17 protein-coding genes and 1 pseudogene are annotated in these 18,129 nt (G+C 66.1%); 10 read left to right on the top strand and 8 right to left on the bottom strand.

Annotated elements, in window-relative coordinates:
* Positions 1-20 precede the first annotated feature (20 nt).
* The 8 genes from EEB19_RS12910 to EEB19_RS12875 are packed head-to-tail and all read left to right on the top strand — an operon-like array spanning position 21 to position 7,841.
* Complete coding sequence (locus EEB19_RS12910) at positions 21-1,223, top strand: acyl-CoA dehydrogenase family protein (RefSeq protein ID WP_187586842.1); 1,203 nt, start codon at positions 21-23, stop codon at positions 1,221-1,223.
* On the top strand, positions 1,220-1,972 hold the full coding sequence (locus EEB19_RS12905) for an SDR family NAD(P)-dependent oxidoreductase (RefSeq protein ID WP_187586840.1): 753 nt from the start codon (positions 1,220-1,222) through the stop codon (positions 1,970-1,972). The genes EEB19_RS12910 and EEB19_RS12905 overlap by 4 nt, the downstream gene beginning before the upstream one ends.
* Positions 1,973-1,982: 10 nt before the next feature.
* Positions 1,983-2,765, top strand: a complete 783-nt coding sequence (locus tag EEB19_RS12900) for an SDR family NAD(P)-dependent oxidoreductase (protein WP_187586838.1) — start codon at positions 1,983-1,985, stop codon at positions 2,763-2,765.
* A gap of 36 nt (positions 2,766-2,801) precedes the next feature.
* Positions 2,802-4,295, top strand: a complete 1,494-nt coding sequence (locus tag EEB19_RS12895; protein ID WP_187586836.1) for a class I adenylate-forming enzyme family protein — start codon at positions 2,802-2,804, stop codon at positions 4,293-4,295.
* Positions 4,296-4,313: 18 nt separating this feature from the next.
* Positions 4,314-4,649: an EthD domain-containing protein gene (locus EEB19_RS12890; RefSeq protein WP_187586834.1), complete on the top strand. Its 336-nt coding sequence runs from the start codon at positions 4,314-4,316 to the stop codon at positions 4,647-4,649.
* 16 nt (positions 4,650-4,665) lie between these two features.
* Positions 4,666-5,682: an MBL fold metallo-hydrolase gene (locus EEB19_RS12885; protein ID WP_262365643.1), complete on the top strand. Its 1,017-nt coding sequence runs from the start codon at positions 4,666-4,668 to the stop codon at positions 5,680-5,682.
* Positions 5,683-5,723: 41 nt separating this feature from the next.
* The gene (locus tag EEB19_RS12880) at positions 5,724-6,788 is read left to right on the top strand and encodes an NADP-dependent oxidoreductase (RefSeq protein WP_187586832.1); all 1,065 of its coding nucleotides are present in this window, start codon (positions 5,724-5,726) and stop codon (positions 6,786-6,788) included.
* A gap of 3 nt (positions 6,789-6,791) precedes the next feature.
* Positions 6,792-7,841 carry an NAD(P)-dependent alcohol dehydrogenase gene (locus EEB19_RS12875; protein WP_187586830.1) on the top strand — a complete coding sequence of 350 codons (1,050 nt, stop codon included), beginning with the start codon at positions 6,792-6,794 and terminating at the stop codon, positions 7,839-7,841.
* A gap of 58 nt (positions 7,842-7,899) precedes the next feature.
* Here EEB19_RS12875 and EEB19_RS12870 read toward each other — a convergent pair whose 3' ends face one another.
* Together EEB19_RS12870 and EEB19_RS12865 are read right to left on the bottom strand one after the other, a co-directional pair.
* Positions 7,900-9,231, bottom strand: a complete 1,332-nt coding sequence (locus tag EEB19_RS12870) for an FAD-dependent oxidoreductase (RefSeq protein ID WP_187586828.1) — start codon at positions 9,229-9,231, stop codon at positions 7,900-7,902.
* Positions 9,232-9,295: 64 nt separating this feature from the next.
* Entirely contained in the window at positions 9,296-10,846 is a 1,551-nt protein-coding gene (locus EEB19_RS12865) for an aldehyde dehydrogenase (RefSeq protein ID WP_187586826.1), read from the bottom strand.
* 132 nt (positions 10,847-10,978) lie between these two features.
* Between EEB19_RS12865 and EEB19_RS12860 the strand changes: the two genes are divergently transcribed.
* On the top strand, positions 10,979-12,385 hold the full coding sequence (locus EEB19_RS12860; protein WP_187586824.1) for an MFS transporter: 1,407 nt from the start codon (positions 10,979-10,981) through the stop codon (positions 12,383-12,385).
* Between the two features lie 41 nt (positions 12,386-12,426).
* On the opposite strand, the pseudogene EEB19_RS12855 reads toward EEB19_RS12860, so the two are convergent.
* A pseudogene (locus EEB19_RS12855) lies at positions 12,427-13,084 on the bottom strand (MspA family porin).
* A 65-nt stretch (positions 13,085-13,149) separates the two neighbouring features.
* Positions 13,150-13,779: an MspA family porin gene (locus EEB19_RS12850; RefSeq protein WP_187586822.1), complete on the bottom strand. Its 630-nt coding sequence runs from the start codon at positions 13,777-13,779 to the stop codon at positions 13,150-13,152.
* A gap of 237 nt (positions 13,780-14,016) precedes the next feature.
* Between EEB19_RS12850 and EEB19_RS12845 the strand changes: the two genes are divergently transcribed.
* Positions 14,017-14,931, top strand: a complete 915-nt coding sequence (locus tag EEB19_RS12845) for an adenylate/guanylate cyclase domain-containing protein (protein WP_187586820.1) — start codon at positions 14,017-14,019, stop codon at positions 14,929-14,931.
* Here the strand turns inward: EEB19_RS12845 and EEB19_RS12840 are convergent.
* From EEB19_RS12840 to EEB19_RS12825, 4 genes are read right to left on the bottom strand one after another with little or no spacing between them, the layout of a single operon-like run.
* Positions 14,925-16,007 (bottom strand): sulfate/molybdate ABC transporter ATP-binding protein, encoded by a 1,083-nt coding sequence (locus tag EEB19_RS12840; protein WP_262365629.1) that lies wholly within the window; start codon positions 16,005-16,007, stop codon positions 14,925-14,927. The two genes, EEB19_RS12845 and EEB19_RS12840, sit on opposite strands and share 7 nt — an antisense overlap.
* Positions 16,004-16,813 (bottom strand): ABC transporter permease, encoded by an 810-nt coding sequence (locus tag EEB19_RS12835; RefSeq protein WP_187586817.1) that lies wholly within the window; start codon positions 16,811-16,813, stop codon positions 16,004-16,006. Before EEB19_RS12835 ends, EEB19_RS12840 begins: the two co-directional genes overlap by 4 nt.
* Positions 16,810-17,577 carry a molybdate ABC transporter substrate-binding protein gene (gene modA / locus EEB19_RS12830; protein WP_187586815.1) on the bottom strand — a complete coding sequence of 256 codons (768 nt, stop codon included), beginning with the start codon at positions 17,575-17,577 and terminating at the stop codon, positions 16,810-16,812. Before modA ends, EEB19_RS12835 begins: the two co-directional genes overlap by 4 nt.
* Entirely contained in the window at positions 17,574-17,981 is a 408-nt protein-coding gene (locus tag EEB19_RS12825; RefSeq protein WP_187586813.1) for a molybdopterin-binding protein, read from the bottom strand. The genes modA and EEB19_RS12825 overlap by 4 nt, the downstream gene beginning before the upstream one ends.
* Positions 17,982-18,129: the final 148 nt, after the last annotated feature.

Here is an 18,129-nt window from a genome sequence, read left to right as displayed (position 1 = left end):
ACAGCACAAGGAGACTCATCGTGGACTTCTCCTACTCCGAGCACACCCGCGACCTCGCGGAGCAACTCGAGGCGTTCATGTCCGAGCACGTCTACCCCGCCGAGCGCATCTACGACGAGCAGATCGCCGCGAACGACAACCCACACGAGCAGCCACAGGTGATGCGTGACCTGCAGAACAAGGCGCGAGAACTCGGCCTGTGGAATCTGTTCATGACACACGATGGTCTCGGCGCGGGATTGACGAATCTGGAGTATGCGCCGCTCGCGGGAATCGTCGGCCGGTCGATCATCGGCAACGAGGCGATCAACTGTTCGGCACCGGACACGGGAAACATGGAGATCCTGGCCATGTACGGCACGGAGGCGCAGAAGCAGCAGTGGCTCAAACCCCTGCTGGACTGCAGCATTCGGTCGGCGTTTGCGATGACCGAACCCGACGTCGCGTCGTCGGACGCCACCAACATCACCTCGACGATCACCCGCGACGGTGACCATTACGTGCTCAATGGCCGCAAGTGGTACACCTCCGGCATCCTCGATCCCGACTGCAAGCTGATCATCTTCATGGGCAAATCCGATCCGGACGGTCCTACCTACCGGCAGCAGAGCATGATCCTCGTGCCCGCCGACGCACCGGGCGTCGAGGTGATCCGCGACCTGCCGATGTTCGGGTTCACCGATCGCCTCGGACACGGTGAGGTGCAGTTCACCGATGTCCGTGTGCCCGTGGAGAACATGCTGGGGGCCGAGGGCGACGGATTCGCCATCGCCCAGGGGCGCCTCGGGCCGGGACGCATGCATTACGCGATGCGCGCGGTCGGGATGGCCGAGCGCGCCCTCGAGATGATGTGTCGCCGCGCGCAGGAGCGCGTCGCCTTTGGTGAACCGCTCGCACGACGCGGGGTCGTCCGGGAGTGGATCGCCCGCAGCCGCATCGAGATCGACCAGATCCGGCTCCTGGTGCTCTACTCGTCGTGGTTGATGGACACCCAGGGCAACGCCGCGGCCCGCTCCGAGGTGGCCGCGATCAAGGTCTCCGCGATGGAGGTCGCCCATCAGGTCGTCGACCGCGCCGTCCAGACCTTCGGCGCGGCCGGCGTCAGCAACGACACCATCCTCGCGCGCCTGCATGCCATCACCCGCGCGCTTCAGATCGCCGACGGACCGAGCGAGGTTCACCTGCGCACCATCGCGCGGCTGGAGGTGAAGAAGTACTCATGAGCACCGAACTGAACGGCAAGGTCGCGCTCGTCACCGGCGCCAGCCGCGGGCTGGGACTGGCCATCGCGCGTGGACTCAAGCAGGCCGGCGCGACCGTGATCGTCGCCAGCCGCAAACTCGAAGCCTGCACCGAAGCCGTTGACGCGCTGGCCGATGTGCCCGGTGAGGCGTTCCCGCTCGCCCTGCACGTCGGACGCTGGGATGAGCTCGAACCGGCCGTCGACGGCATCATCGACCGCCACGGCAGCCTCGACATCCTGGTCAACAACGCCGGTATCGCACCCCTCGCCGAGAATCTGATGTCGGTATCGGAATCGCTGTGGGACAAGACCATCGAGGTCAACGTCAAAGGGCCCTTCCGGCTGATGGCGGTGGCCGGGGACAGGATGCGCACCGCCGGCGGCGGCTCGATCATCAACATCTCGAGCATCGGCGCCGTACGGCCGAGTCCGGCCGAGGCGATGTATGCCGCGGCCAAGAACGGGCTGAACGCACTCACCCAGGCGTTCGCTCAGGAATACGCGCCCACCGTACGCGTGAACTGTGTGATGCCCGGCAGTTTCGCCACCGACATGGCCGAGAACTGGGATGAGGAGTTCATCGGACTGGTCACCAACCGGCTGCCCGCCGGGCGCCTTGGACGACCGGAGGAGATCGCCGGCCTGGTCGCCCACCTCGCGAGCGATGCCGCCGGTTACACCACCGGCGCACTGATTCCGGTCGACGGCGGCCGGACCGCGGTGTACTGAGGATGCGAGCATGACGACTACCAGCAGCGGGAGTTCTCTCGCCGAGATGTTCGGCCTGAACGGCAAGGCCGCCGTCGTCACCGGCGCCTCGTCCGGTTTGGGCATGGGATTTGCCGCCACCCTCGCCGACGCGGGGGCCACGGTCTTCGCAGCGGCGCGTCGACTCGATCGGCTACAGGACCTCGCGGACAAGTACCCCACGGTGATTCCCGTGCGCTGCGACGTCACCGACGACGCCGACCGACGCGCCCTCATCGACCGCGCCTTCGACGGTCGGGACCGCGTCGACATCCTGGTCAACAATGCCGGCATGCCGGGTCCGCCGAACGCCGAACAGGAGACACCCGAGGGCTTCGCCGCACTGCTGGAACTGAATCTGCTGGCCGGATTTCACCTCTCGACCTACCTCGTGGGTCGACTGCCCGACGATGCTCCGGCCTCGATCATCAATATCGCGTCGGTCATCGGCCTCGTGTCCACCGCCCCGATAGGTGGGGCGTCGTACGCCGCGTCCAAAGCGGGCACTCTCGGCATGACCCGCGAACTCGCCGGACAGTGGGGCCGACGCGGAGTTCGCGTCAACTCGGTGGTCCCCGGATGGTTCGACACCGAGATGACCGACGGGCTGTTCAGCAACGACAAATCGGCGGGCTGGGTTCGGCGCAACACGATGCTCGGGCGCGGTGGCCGTGAAGGCGAGGTCGACGGCGCAGTACTGTTCCTCGCCTCCGACGCCGCCTCCTACGTCACGGGCCAGACGCTGGTCGTCGACGGAGGTTGGACAGCTCGATGAGCGCGATAAATTGGAGAGATCTGTGAGTGAGGTGAGATGAAGACACTGGCATCGGAGCTGGTCGCCCGCGCGGCAAGCACTCCCGAACACGTCGCGGTGATCGACCAGCTCGGTACGCATACCGTGGCCACCGTGGTCGACGCCGCACAGGCGATCGCGGCAGCACTCGCACGGCACAGTGAGTCGGCACCAACGGTGGTCATCCAGGCGGACAACACCTGGCACACGTTGGCCAGCGCCGTCGCCGTCGGTCTACGCGGGGGCCTGGTCGCGGTTCTCAGCCCGCATGCGACCGCGGCCGAGTTCGATCTCGCGGTGGAGGACATCGCACCGGATGTCGTGATCGCCACCGACGACGTGCTCGACCACTGGGGTGCCGCCGACGGCCGATTCACTCACAGACTCGATGCCGACACGTCGCGGACGATTCTGGCGACCACCGATGTCGGCGACATCCGGCGATGGGCCGACGGATCTGCCATCGCGATGACGTCCGGTTCCACCGGACGCCCCAAATGCGTTGTGCAATCAGAGAATGCCATCCGTTACGCGGCTCAATGCACCATCGATGCAGTGGGCCTGCGACCAGGTGATGCCATCGGTGCCTTCGTTCCGCTTTCATCGGTCGCTGCCTTCTGCTTCGGAATGTACCTACCCGCATATCTCGGCGGCGCGATGATCTGCATCGACCGCTGGACCCCCTCGGCCGCCCTCGCGGCCCTGCGCGAGCAGTCGGTCGCATGGACGATGCTGGTGCCGACGATGGCCTTGCAGCTCTCGATCGCCGACGGCGCCGAGAGTCCCCTGACGTCTTTGCGTGCCATGACCGTCGGCGGAGGCCCCATGAACGTCCGCGCGTTGCGACAGGCCGAGGAGACACTCGGCACCACGTTCCTGCGGGTATTCGGAATGTCGGAGTGCCTGGGCCACACCACTCCGTCGCCCACCGACCCACCGGATCTCAGACTCGGTCGGGACGGAAAGCCGTTCCCGGGCACAGTCGTCCGGGCCGTGGACGCGGGCGGTGCATCGCTGCCGTCGGGCCAGATCGGGGATGCCCAGGTCCGCGGACCCTCGCTGTTCGTCGGTTACGCCCGCAACGGACGCCCGGTACCACCGGAGCTGACCGCGGACGGATTCCTCCCCACCGGCGACCTGGTCGAGATCGGCACCGACGGATACATCACGGTGATGGGACGACAGAAGCAGATCATCATCCGGGGTGGGCGCAACATCGACATCAACGAGGTCGAGAGCGCGATAGCCAACATCCCGGGAGTGGTTCAGGTCTGCGTGGTCCCGGTGCCCGACGACATGCTCGGTGAGCGCGCCGCTGCCCTGGTTGTCGCGGGTGATGCGGAGATGACGCTGGCTTCGGTCACCGCACAGCTCGACCGCTCGGGATTCCCGAAGTTCAAGTGGCCGGAGTACGTCTTCGCGGTCGAGGACCTCCCCCAGAACAGGGTTGGGAAACTGTCCCGGCCCGATGCCATCGCGCTCGCCGGGCGGCTCGCCGCCCAGTCCGTCTGACTTACGAAGGAGACTTCAATGTTCAACCTCATGGTGCTTGCCGCACGCCCGAGCGACTGGACGCACGAGGAGTTCATCGACTGGTGGCGCGGCGAACATGCCGAGGTGACCTACCCACTTCCCGGTCTGCTTCGATGGCAGCACACTGAGATCGTCGACTCGCCCGACGAGAAGTCGTCGGGCTGGGATGGCTTGTCCGTGCTGAGCTTCGAATCTCGGGAGGCGCTCGACGCTGCGCTGCGCAGCCCCGAATGGGGAGAGGCGGTCAAGCATGTCGGCTCGATGCGCGGACGCCGCATGATCTGGTACGGCGACGAGAAGACGATGGTGCCGCTGACCGCACCGACGTCGTGATCGCGCCGTGGTCGTCGTGACCCCGCAGTGGCTGGAACCGGGTTGCCACCCCGTCGTCGACGGAGTCCACCGGATTCCCCTCGAACTCCCCCAGGACGGGCTGCGCGCCGTCAATGTGTATGTTCTCGAGACCAATTCGGGTATCGCACTCATCGACGGTGGTTGGCATCGACCGAACACATACGCCGAGTTCGCGGCCGCCCTGGCCCGAATCGGCCGGAGGCCCGACGACATCCACGACATCGTCGTCACCCATATCCACCGCGATCACTACACCTTCGCCGTCGAGCTCCGTCGCCGTCATGGATGCCGCATCCACATGGGACTCGCCGAGGCACCCGGACTCGATGAGATCGCGCGCATCAACAGCAACGTGCCGGAGTCATCGCTCGATCAGGTCAGGCGGGCAGGCGCCCCCGGCCTCGCCGAGACCGTCCACCGGCTGACGGTCGAAGAGCCCTTCGACGTCGGTGACTGGGAGAAGCCCGACAGTTGGCTCTCGCCGGGAATGCTGGATCTACCCGGACGCGAGATCGAGGCCGTGCACACGCCTGGACACACCAAAGGTCACATGGTCTTTCATGACCACGACAATCATCTGTCCTTTACCGGTGACCACATCCTGCCGACCATCACCCCGTCGATCGGCTTCGAACTCGGCGACTGGGAACTGCCTCTCGCCAAGTTCCTGGCGTCCCTCGAGTTGATGACCTCCGATACCGAACACGTGATCGCGCCGGCCCACGGCGCGGTCGGAGGACTGGTCGGCGAGCGCGCCCAGGCCCTCCTTCACCATCACGCGCGACGCTTCGACGAGATCCTCGAGATCCTCTCTGACATAGGCGAACCCGTGCCCGGCAACCTGGTGGCGCAGACATTGCGGTGGACACGTCGCGAGCGCCCGTTCGCCGGACTCGACACGTTCAACCAACTGATCGCCGTTTGCGAGACGATGGCGCACCTCGACGTCCTTGTCGCCCAGGGGCAGTTGACGGTCGAAACCGCCGACGGCGTGGATCGTTTCACGCACTAGCGACATAACTGCGAGTACCGATAAACACGGAGGTGCCACCGGTGATCAGCAACACCCTCTGCCTGGCGACCAGACCCGACGGTCCGCTGCGCACTGAAGACCTCACCATAGTCGAGGTCGAACTCCCACCTCTCGCCCGCGGCGACGTTCTCGTGCGCAACCGATGGCTCTCCATCGATCCCTCTATCCGAATCCGTCTCAATGCCGAGACACCCGATGGATATCTGCCGCCGTTCCCGGTCGGTGAACCCCTGAGCGGGCTGGCGATCGGAACGGTCATCGAGTCGGCCGATCCCGAACATCCTGTCGGACAACTGGTGTCCCACATGCACGGATATCGCGAACACGCCGTGGTCGCCGCCGAGGGTTCGACGCTGGGCGGATACGGCGGGCTGACGGCGATCGACCCCGGCGAACTCCCCGAGCAATGGTTCCTCGGTCCGCTGGGCAGTTCCGGACTGACTGCGTACGCCGGGATCGTCGGTGTTCTCGGCGTCAGTCCCGACGACATCGTCTGGGTCTCGGCAGCGGCAGGCGCGGTCGGCAGTCTTGCCGCTCAACTGGCCAAGGCCCGCGGCGCCAGAGTCATCGGTTCGGCGGGGAGTCCCACCAAGGTCCGGTACCTGTCCGTCGAACTCGGACTCGACTCCGCATTCGACTATCACTGCGAGTCCATCACCCGAGCGGTCGCGCACGCGGCGCCCGACGGGATCACCGCCTACTTCGACAACGTCGGCGGCGACCATCTCGCGGCCGCACTGGGCAACATGCGGCCGGGAGGCCGGATCGCGATGTGCGGGGCCATCTCCGGTTACGACCTGACCGCACCTGCTCCCGGGCCGGCCAACCTCTTCCAGTTCGTGGCCAAAGGTCTGCGTATGGATGGGTTCCGCGCCGGCTCGTTCAACCACCTGATGCCCGACATGCAACGCGAGATCGGCGGGTACCTGCGCAGTGGGCGGATCCGCTTCGACGAGAGAGTCTTCCACGGCCTCGACGCCGCTCCCGCCGCCATGGTCGCGATGCTCAACGGCGAGAACACTGGGAAAACGCTTGTCCGCCTGGACACACCTGAAACCTCAATCGATACTGACGAGAGGCCTTGACCTGTGCGTGCAGTCCAACTCACCGACTGGGGGCAGGCGCCAGTCGTCCGTGACATCGACGATCCCCTACCCACTGGAGCCGAGCTGCTTCTCGATGTCACCGCCGCCGGTCTGTGTCTGTCCGACATCCACGTGATGAACACCGCCGACGGGGTCTTCGACTACCCTCTACCGCAGACCCTTGGCCACGAGGTCGCAGGAACCGTCGCCGGCGTCGGACCGGACGCAGACCCGGTGTGGATCGGGCAGTCCGTTGTCGTCCACGGGATCTGGTCCTGCGGCTACTGTCGAAACTGCCACCGCGGCCGCCAGAACTACTGCCTCCGACTCAACCGGCAACCCGACGGCCGGCTCCCGCGCATCGGCAACGGGCTCGGTTATCCGGGCGGGCTCGCCGAGCGGATGCTCGTCCCGTCGGAGTCTGTCCTCGTCGCCACCGGCGATCTCGATCCGATGCTGGCGGCTCCACTTGCCGACGCCGGCCTGACCGCATATCACGCCCTCCGCACCAACAGAGATCTCATCGACGGATCAGCGGTGGTGATGGTGATCGGCATCGGTGGGCTCGGCCACATGGCCGTGCAGATCCTGCGCGCACTCGGTGCGGGCACGATCATCGCGATCGATCAACGAGAATCCGCTCGGGCGCTGGCGATCACGTTGGGTGCTGCCTCGGCTCATGCCTCAGTCGATGATGCGCTGGACGAGATCCTCGGCCTCGGCGGTGCGGACCTCGTCGTCGACTTCGCAGGGGCACCTGCAACGGTCGAACCGGCCACCGGGACGCTCGGGCCAGGCGGCCGGATCGTCATCGTCGGCACCGCGGGTGGACGACTGACCGTCGGCAAGGACATCGGACTGACCTCGGGTTGGCAGGTGAACGCGCCGTTCTGGGGTACACGGGAGGATCTGGCCGCCGTGGTGGCCCTGGCGCGCGACGGGCACCTCGATGCCGAGACCGTCCCGGTAGGCCTCGACGACGTCCCCGAGGCCTACCGGCGGCTGCACCGGGGCGACCTGATCGGTCGTGCGGTGATGGTCCCTCACCAGTGAGAAAGATGATCAGGGACCGTCGCTCGACGACGGTCCCCGCTGAATCGCGGGACTGACGTCAGGAGGAATGGGCGGCAATCGCCGTCGCCGCCGCTGCGAGCCCGAAGACAAGTGCCGTCGCCAAGCCACCGCCATAGGAGCGGTACCACACACCGCCGGTGTCCGACCCGGCCGCGAGCAGCCCGAGGATCGGTTGGCCCGTGTCATCGAGTACCCGGGCGTGCTCGTCGATGCGAATCCCGTAGAAGGGGAAGGTGACCGCCGGTACGGTCTCGATCACGTAGTACGGCGGCTCATCGAGCGGGAGCCGGTCCCGCCGGCGGTCAGGTACCGCGCCACCGGACCTGACGACGGTGTTGTATGCGTCGATCTCGGCCGCGATCGCTGCCCCGTCGTATCCCCACTCCTCCGGGAGATAAGCGAGCTCCTCCAGTGAGTCGGCCATACCGGTCCGGCCACCACGCTTGCTCGCTGCCGCGAACTTGTCGGGCGCGACGGCTCCTTCGACATAGGCGGTGGTCATCCAATCCCGGTACACACGTGCGTCGCCGATCAACAGGCCGCGCGCCTGCGGCTGTTCGAGCAACTCCATCGTGGTGAGGTGATCGGCGAGCGACTCGTCTGTGAACCTCTTGTTCTGGAGGTTGAAGAGCAGCGCATGCTCACTGTAATACAGTGCCAGCTCGACGAAGTCGGCATCAGTCAGCGCGATCTCGCTCGGGATCAGGTGACCGTAGAATCCCGCGCCGGTCTTGCCGAAGGCCGCACCTGCCTGCGCAGCGAGTCGATGTCCTCCGCCGCGGCTGTTGGGATTCGACCGCAATTCGACGTCGCGGGCATTGGGGTGGAGATGACGGGCCCGATGCTCCGCATCCGCCTGGAATCCTCCGGTCGCGAGAACCGTTGCAGTCGAATGTATCTCACGTGCCGATTGCCCACGAGTACGGACGACCACCCCTTGGACCACGCCGTCGTCGACGATCAGGTCCTCGGGTTCGGTGCCGAGAAGTACCTGCCCGCCGGCACCGGTGACGATCTTCCGACACAGGTCGACGAAGTGATTGGTGTCGAACCGGTGCCCCTGCCCATAACTGAGGATCGGCTGGGACGGACCGACGTCGGCGCCGACCGAGCGCAGCCACTCGACCCCGTCGGCGAACCCGTCGACGAGAGTGCGCCGCAGAGTCTCGTCGCCGCCCGGATTCTGCTCGGTCATGGCGTCGTGATCGGGCATGGTCCACACGTAGCCCGCATAACGGGCCGAGCCGCCGACATCGTCGGAGACATCGACCATGCACACCTCGAGTCCGGCAGCAGCAGCTCTCGCGGCCACCGTACATCCAGCCATCCCGGCGCCGATCACGAGCACATCGAATGATTTGTCAGACAATCGATCTCCCTGTGCGTTGCAGGTTGCGTCGATGACGCATGCGATAACGGAGTGACGTCTCGGCTCAGTGCCGGGTGCCCGGACCCGTTCCCACAGCACGACCCTCGACGAGTTCGGCAGGCAACTCGCCGGTGGGATCGATCGAGATCGTCTTGGTCTGCAGGAACTCCTCGATCGCGGTGGGGCCGTGTTCACGTCCCAGGCCCGACTGCTTGAATCCGCCGAATGGCGACCCGAGATCAGCCGCGAGCGTGTTGATCGAGAAGGTGCCCGATTCGATGCGCCGCGCGATGTCGAAACCCTTCATCACGTCCTTGGTGTACACCGATCCCGAGAGCCCGTACTTGCTGTCGTTGGCGATGCTGATCGCGTCGGCCTCGTCGTCGTAGGAGATCATCGCCACAACCGGTCCGAAGACCTCTTCCTGAGCGATGTCCATGTCGTTCGTGACGTCGGTGATCAAGGTGGGCCGCACGTACCAGCCCTGCGCCGGCTCCTCGGGCCGGTCGCCGCCCGAACGGATCGTGGCGCCCTGCTCCTTTGCCCGCGCGATATGCCGCTCGACACGTTCGCGGTGTGCCTCACTGATGAGGGGCCCCACCACTGTTCCCTCATCCCACGGATCGCCGACCTGGAGCGACTCGAATGCTGAGGCGAAGAGCTCGGCGTACTCCTCGTAGCGCGAGGCAGGGACCAGGAAGCGCGACGGGCACACGCAACTCTGCCCCGAGTTGGTGCCGATGCTGGCCCCGGTGAGCGTCGGCACGACATCGGCCGGATCGGCGTCGTCGAGGATGATCGCTGCCGACTTCCCGCCGAGCTCGAGCACCACCGGCCGAACCAGCTCGGCGCACGCCGAGGCAATGGCACGACCAACGTTCGTGGAGCCGGTGAAGCTGACCATGTCGACGCCAGGATGCGACACGAGGTACTGAGAGGACTCCGCAGTCGCCGAGACGATGTTGAGAACGCCTGCAGGAAAGCCGATCTCCTCGGCCACCTGCCCGACCGCGAACGAGCCCAGCGGATTCTGCTCCGGAACCTTGAGCACCACAGTGCATCCGGCGGCCAACGCGGGTCCCACCTTCTGACCGATGGCCGGGACCGCGAAGTTGAAAGCGGGAAGAATGGCGACAACACCGATCGGTTCCTTGACGACGAGGCTCTTGCCCGCCATCGGGATGATGCTGCCCCCTCCACTACCGGCGTACTCGCTGAGATCACTGACCCGGATCTCCTCGAACTGGTAGTTCTTGGCGACCTCGGCGTTGTAGTTGAAGCTCATCGTGCCTGAGATCGACTGATAGACGGTTGACAGGAAATGTGTGCCACCCTGCTCACTGGTGATCAGTTCTGCCATCTCCTCGGCACGCGACATCAGTGCGGCGGCAAGGCGTTCGATGTGTTCTGCGCGCTCGTGCGCGGTGAGTGCACGCCAACCATCGAAGGCTGCCCGTGCGGCTGCGACCGCGGCGTCGATGTCCTCGCGCGAAGCGTCTGGCACGTACCCGACCGGCTTCTCCGTGCTGGGCGAGATCACCGTGATCCGCGCATCCGTGGATGCGGGCTGACGCTCGCCGTTGATGTAGAAGCTGTCGTACTCGGTAGGGAACATATGCCACGTCCTTGCGCCTGAGCCCGATGAGTCAATGCCTCGGGACAAGTTGAACTGATATCAGTTTGCTACTGTAGGCCTGCCGGAGTGTGACGTCAACAACATCGGGCCCGGCGTGAGGAGCTTCCGAGAGTGCTGGAGAAGTCAGGACGTCCCGGCCGGGACCACCGCGTCACCTTCCTGGTCCTCATGACGAGCGCGGCCGCGATGGCCCTGCTGCAGTCCGTGGTGATCCCCGTTCTCCCGGCCCTCCAGACCGAACTCGACACCTCGACCGTCGGTGTCACCTGGGTCCTGACATCCTTCCTCTTGTCGGCGTCGGTGTTCACGCCGATCGCCGGCAGCTGCGGCGATCTCCTCGGCCGCAAACGCATGTTCGTGGCATCGCTCGTGGTCCTGGGGTTCGGAACAGCCATGGCCGCTGTCGCCGACACCCTCGCACTGATGATCGCCGCTCGCGTCATCCAAGGTCTGTCCGGTGGTCTACTACCGGCATCCTTCGGGATCATTCGCGACGAGTTCCCCGCACACAAGGTCGCCGGGGCGATCGGCTTCCTGGCAGCTTTGCTCGCGGTCGGTTTCGGCGCGGGGATTGTGCTGGCCGGGCCCATCGAGGCCTCGCTCGGCGTCCGGTGGGTGTTCTGGATTCCGTTGATCGCGATATCTGCCTCGGCCGCACTGGCCGCCTGGGTCATAGCTCCCGACGAACCCAGAACCCACGGCGGAGGAATCAACTGGGCGGCGGCGACTTTCCTTGCCGGGTGGCTGCTCTGCCTCCTGCTCGCCATCACCCAAGCGCCCTCGGTCGGCTGGCTGTCATGGAGGGTGTGGACCCTCGTCGGCGTCGCCGTTCTGCTGGCCGTCACCTGGTCCGCGATCGAGACCCGATCGACCGCACCCCTGATCGACCTCCGGGTCATGCGTGCACCGGCCGTCTGGACGGCGCACCTGTCCTCCTTCCTGCTCGGCGTCGGGATGTTTGCGGCGTTCACCGCTCTCCCACAATTCCTGCAAGGACCGGCGGCCGAAGGGATCGGGCTGGACACGTCGGTGACAGCGTCAGGAGTCATCATCCTGCCGATCTCGGCCGGGATGTTCCTTCTGGGTCTCGGCGCCGGTCGCCTGACAGCACGCTTCGGTGCGCGCGGCCTTCTCATCACCGGGTCGGGCATCGCCTCCGGCGGATACTTCGGGATCGCCGCAGCACACAACACAGCAGGCACGGTGGCGCTGTGGTGCACGGTGGTCGGAGTCGGCCTCGGGCTGGCATTCTCCGCCGTCTCCAACCTGGTTCTCGAGGCGGTGCCGCAGGAGATGACGGGCGCCGTGTCAGGCGTGAACGTCAACATCCGACTCGTCGGCGGGGCGGTCGGCGCAGCCCTCATGGCCGGCCTGGTGACTCTCGGTTCCACCACAGACGGCGAGCCGTCCGGTACGGGATACACCATCGGCTTCGCGATGGTCGGTACGGCCGTGGCGCTTTCGGCGGTGGTGGCCGGTTTCGCCCCGCCCAGACAAAGGACGCCGATCAGAAACTGATCGGCGTCCTTCGCGTCGCACCCTCGGAGTGAGCGGGCGATCTACCCGAGGCTGAAAGGTTTTCCGTAGAGGGTGATGACGCCCTTGACGGTGTCGGTGTTGACGGTCACCTTGATCTTGGCCTTGGCCGAGGCGTAGCCGGCGCAGCCGTCGAGGCCGAACTTCTCCTGACTGTAGGCGACGCCTCCCGTGGCTCCGGAGAACTTGTACCCGTTGACCGTGTAGTACTTGTACGCGGTGCTGTCGCCGGAGGTGGTGTTGATGACCGGCACATAGGTGGACTGGCCCGGTCCGAGCGTGAAACCGCCACCGGCGTTGCCCGATGGGGCGGCGCTCGCGCCACCACTGCCGTCGGGGGACACCGTCACTCCCACACCGCCGTTGGCACCCGCTCCGAAGTTCACCTGACAGCCGACGAGATAGCCACCATTGATGGTGCCGCCGGTGGCCTTGCCGCCGACGGTGACCTTGACCTTGCCCGACAGCCACGCCTCACGGCTGGTGGCGACGTTGGTGACGGCCTTCTGGACGTTGACGTGTTCGTCGAAAAGACGGACGGTCACCGGGGTGCCGTCGACGAGGGTCGTGGACAGGTAACCGCCGGGCAGCGGCGCCACCGGCGCCGAGGCTGCTCAGCCCCACCACCACGGCACCGGCCAGACCCAGGCCGGCGGCCACACGAGTATCGATCGTCTTCATGAATGTCCTTCTGGAATGTGAGTCTGCCTGCGGCAGAGAATTCTTGATGGTGAGACAGTGCGGGTCTAGTTGAGGCTGAACGGTTTGCCGTACAGGGTCGACTGCAGGTAGGTGCCCTCACCGTTGACGCTGCCGTCGTCGGTGTTGTAGCCCTTGGCGCCCACGGTCTTGACGATGGTGCGTGCCGAGGCATAGCCGCCGCAGCTCTCGACGTTGATGCCGAACTGATCGAGCTGGATCGCGGCCACACCGCCGTCTTTGATGTCCTTGTCGGTCACGTCGACGACCTTGACCTGACCCGGGTTCAGCGGGATGGTCAACGAACCCGACAGCGACGGGCTCAGTGCCTGGGTGATGCTGCCGGAGATGCCGCCCTCCAGCCCGGTGATATCGACCTGGCAGCCGATGAGGACCTTGACCGCGACGTTGCCGTTGACCCCGGCGCTGGCCTTGGCCCGATAAGTACCCGAGAGCACTGCGGCCCGGCCCGCACCGTTGTTCGCGACCGACGGAGCCGGCAGCGCCGACTCACCGGTACGCCAGGTCTGCAGCGACTCATTGTCGATACCCGTGGCGTTCTTGTAGCCATTGGGCAGCGGAGCCGCTACCGCACCACCTGCCCCCATCGTGGCCAGACCGACGGCCGCGACCGCGGCCACGACGCCTCCGACGTACCTGATACTGATCGTCCTCATTCGTTCCCTCTCCGGAATGATCCAGCTCACAAAACTGATATCAGTTCAGGAACATATGCCAGGATCGGGCGCTCGTCAATCAGCGTGGTGCAGATCCGATCCGACCTACCGATGATCGAGTAGGCACCAAGCGAAGCGAGGCGTCGTGTCGAGATCACCGCGCCTGCAGTGTCCGCCCGTGAGCTGTGCTCGTGGTTTCACGACCTCGTAGCCCGTCGGGTTCTCTATGCTGAGCCGGTGACCGCCTCCGACGACAGACGCGCACCCCGCTACACCCGCGACGAACTGATCGCCGAACTCGGCCTCTCCCCCGAGTACGCCGAAAAGGTGTGGAATGCTTTCGGTTTCGCACGTCAATCGACCCCGGACAAGATCTTCGGCGACGACGATCTCGACGCTCTCCGGCTGTTCGCCGACTCCGAGACCACCATGCCCCAGGACGCCCAGGTGGCGACGGCCCGGGCGATCGGCCAGACGATGGCCCGGCTCGCCGACTGGCAGGCCGATCAGCTCCGCGAGCTCGACCGCAACCCCGACGTCCCGTGGACCATCGACCAGATGAGTGCCGCGCTCGGCCAGATCCAGCAGCTGATCTGGCGACGACATCTCGCCCTGGCGCTGGAGCATCAGGTCGAGCATGAGTCGGACCAGAGCATGGACCTCATCGTCGGATTCGCCGACATCGTCGGTTACACGAGCCTGTCGCGGCGGATCGCTCTCGACGAACTCGAAACCCTCCTGGAATCGTTCGAGGAGGACACCTTCGAGATCGTCACCGCCCACGGCGGTCATGTCGTGAAGACGCTGGGAGACGCAGTGATGTTCACCTGTCACGAGCCGTCGGACGCCGCGGCGATTGCGCTCGCGCTACACGAATTGTCGGCGGACGAACGGATTCCGCAACTGCGAGTGGGCCTTGCGCGTGGCCACGTCCTCAGCCGGCTCGGCGATGTGTTCGGCGAGACCGTCAATGTCGCGGCACGCCTGTCCGGATCGGCGCGCCCCGGCACCACTCTCGTCGACGAGCCGATGAGCGACACCCTCGCCGACGACGACCGCTGGTATCTGAAATCGATTCCACCACTGAGTGTCCGAGGATACAAGCGACTGAAGGCCAAAGCCCTCGAGGTCAACAGGCATCACGATCAGTAGACGCGGACCGCGGTGGCCTTCACGGCGAAGTGGACGCGATCGCCGACGGTGAGCCCGAGGTCCAGAAGCGCGCTCCCGGTGACCTCCGCACCGATCGTCACGTCGCCGACACGGCCACGGATGATCACCCGATCCCCGTGCGGGACGACCTGATCCACGATCGTCGTGAACACGTTGCGAAAGCTGGTATCGGCGGGAGGCGATGTGAACACCGCGACCGCGTCGGGGGCGAACACCGCGGTGGCCCGTTGGCCCTGACGCACCGGCTCGGCCAGGGAGCCCGACACGGTGACACCCGATCCGACGAGGGTGGTGCCATCCCACTCCCCGGACACGAGATTGAGGCCGGCCAGTCGAGCGACGAAGTCGTTCACCGGGTTCGCCAGCATCTCGCCCACGGGCCCCTCACCGGCGAGGCGGCCCGCGGCGATCACCATGGCACGATCGGCCAGCGTCACGACGTCGACGACGTCGTGGGTGACCATCACGGTGATCCTCGAGTGGTCGGAGAGGACGTCTCGCAGCAACGCGCGCACCCGTCCCGCCACGTCGACGTCGAGGGCCCGGAACGGTTCGTCCAACAACAGGATTCGCGGCTCGGCGGCGAGCGCCCGCGCGATCGCGACCCGCTGGGCCTGCCCACCGGAGAGCTGGGCGGGTTTACGATCGGCGAGGTCGGTCACCTCGGTGACCTCGAGCCATTTCTCGACGCGCTCCGCGACGACGGCCGCCGACAGATGCTGCGCGGACGGCGCGAAGGCGACGTTCGCGCGGACACTCAGGTGGGGGAACAGTCGAGCCTCCTGCGACAGCATCGCCACTCCGCGACGATGCGCCGGAACCCGATGCTTGCTGTCCCGCAGGACCTCATCCGCGACGGTCACGTGGGTGTCACCACCGCCGTCGTGCAGGCCCGCGATGATCCGCAGCAACGTCGACTTGCCCGCGCCGTTCGGGCCCAACAACGCCGTCGTGCTGCCCAGTGGAAAGCGTTGATCGACATCGAGATACGGAACCCGACTGTCTGCTCGGACGTGCAGTCCGCCGACGCCTGCAGCGCACGTTCCGGCACTCACAGCGCCGTCCGTTCCGGTGCGCGCCGCCGCGCGTGGACAGCGACGACCACCACCAGCGACACCACCACGAGCACGAGCGACAGAGGGATCGCCGCGGTCGGGTCGTCGATCTCGGCCACGTAGATCGCCAGCGGCGCGGTCTGGGTGATCCCGGGTGCGTTGCCGGCGAACGTGATCGTCGCGCCGAACTCCCCCATCGCCCGTGCGAATGCGAGGACGATCCCAGCCAGCAACGACGGCACCACCAACGGGATCGTGACCCGCCACAGCGTTCTGGTCGGTCCGGCTCCGAGGGTCGCGGCCACCTCCTCGTAGCGGGTCCCGACCACCCGCAGTGCACCCTCGGTACTGATCACGAGGAACGGCAGCGCGACGAAGGTCTGTGCCAGGACGACGGCCGTCGTGCTGAACGCGATGTCGACGCCGATCTCGCGGAGCGGCGATCCGACGAGCCCGAGCCGGCCGAACGTGTACAGCAGTGCGATGCCCCCGACCACCGGCGGCAGCACGAGCGGCAGCAGCACAAGGGATCTCAGCACTCGAGCGAAGACGCCGTCATGTCGCGCGAACACGACCGCCATCGGCACTCCGAGCAGGATGCACAGGATCGTGCTGATCGTCGCGGTCTGCACCGAGAGCACCAGAGCCTGCCTCGACGACTCCGACGTGACCTGCTCGACAAAGGTGTGCCATGGGGTCTTGGCGAGCAGCGCGATCGGCGGGAGCACGATCAGCCCCACCCCGAGCGCAGCCGGAACGTACAGCCACGTGGGTACGCCCGACGATGCGGTTCTGCTGCCCGTCAAGGCTTCCCGAAACCGGCGTCGGCGAGGATCTGCTGGCCCGACGGACCGAGCACAGCATCGACGAACTCTTTCGCGGTCGCCTCGTGTGCGGCGCCGCGCACCGTGGCGATGGGGTATTCGTTGACGACGGCGGCGAACGCCGGATCGACGACGGTAGCAACCTTGTCACCCGCGCCCTTCGCGTCGGTGACGTAGACGAGACCCGCATCGGCCTGCCCTGCAGTCACCTTGGTGAGCACGGCGGTGACGGATTGTTCCTCCGACGCCGGGGAGAGGGTGATCCCGGTGTCTCGTTCGACCGCCTCGGTGGCGTTGCCGCACGGCTGTGCGGCCTGACACACCACCGTGGTGACACCGGGCTTGTTCAGGTCGGCGAAAGAGTTGACGCCCTTCGGGTTTCCCGGCGCCGTGACTATGACGAGGGTGTTCGTGGCGAAGACCTTCGGGTCGACCGCCTGATCGCCGAGCTTGTCCATGTTCTTCTGGTCCGCGCTCGCGAAGACGTCGGCGGGTGCGCCCTGCTTGATCTGGTTGACCAGGGTCGACGAGCCGTCGAACGAGAGTGTGACCGTGACGCCGGCGTTGTCCTTCTCGAACTGATCCGCGATCGCGGTGAACGTCTTCTTCAACGACGCCGCCGCCGAGACGTTCAGCGTGGTCGAGTCGGGCGCCTCCGAGTTCGACGACGTCGTGTCGTCCGACGACGAACACCCGGCGATGACGAGCAGCCCGGTGGCCGCAACGGCTGCCAGAACCTTTTTCACTGTCCTTCTCGTTTCGTCTCGACGATCACCGTGGTCGCCTTGACCACGGCAGTGGCCACCACGCCGGGTTCGAGTGCCAGTTCGCGCGCGGCGTCCGAACTCATCAGTGATGTGACCTCGAACGGGCCGCACTGCATCGTCACCTGGGCCATCACCCCGTCCGCGATGACGTCGGTGACCAGTCCGGTGAACCGGTTGCGGGCCGACCGCAGCACGCCTGATCCGTCGTCGGGTTGCGCGCCGGCACGCTCGCGCGCCAGCGCGGCGAGTTCCGCGCCGTCGACGGTGGTGACCGTACGGTCGGTGGAGTTGGCCGCGAGCCGACCAGTGGCGACCCAGCGCCGGACGGTGTCGTCACTGACGCCGAGCAGTTCGGCGGCGTCGCGGATCCGGATCTCTGCCACCGGGCGAGTTTATCCGCATCCTCGGATATTTCCCACTCAGTCATCCGTAGATGCGGAAAGTTCGACCGCTCTTGACGTCAACCGCACTTGAGGTCCTAGCCTGGTTCTGGCAAATCGGACAAACGGTCGGTGTCCAGCGATGATTTTC

The organism is Gordonia sp. OPL2, assembly GCF_003797825.1.
In the GTDB taxonomy this organism is placed as follows: domain Bacteria; phylum Actinomycetota; class Actinomycetes; order Mycobacteriales; family Mycobacteriaceae; genus Gordonia.
The sequence above is the reverse complement of the archived record's forward strand: the minus strand, read 5'-3'. Positions and strand labels throughout refer to the sequence as shown.

Excerpts from the sequence above, each read along its gene's own strand:
- EEB19_RS12865 (WP_187586826.1), bottom strand. The coding sequence starts at position 10,846 with ATGTTCCCTACCGAGTACGACAGCTTCTACATCAACGGCGAGCGTCAG.
- EEB19_RS12850 (WP_187586822.1), bottom strand. The coding sequence starts at position 13,779 with ATGAGGACGATCAGTATCAGGTACGTCGGAGGCGTCGTGGCCGCGGTC.
- EEB19_RS12890 (WP_187586834.1), top strand. The coding sequence starts at position 4,314 with ATGTTCAACCTCATGGTGCTTGCCGCACGCCCGAGCGACTGGACGCAC.
- EEB19_RS12900 (WP_187586838.1), top strand. The coding sequence starts at position 1,983 with ATGACGACTACCAGCAGCGGGAGTTCTCTCGCCGAGATGTTCGGCCTG.
- EEB19_RS12905 (WP_187586840.1), top strand. The coding sequence starts at position 1,220 with ATGAGCACCGAACTGAACGGCAAGGTCGCGCTCGTCACCGGCGCCAGC.
- EEB19_RS12895 (WP_187586836.1), top strand. The coding sequence starts at position 2,802 with ATGAAGACACTGGCATCGGAGCTGGTCGCCCGCGCGGCAAGCACTCCC.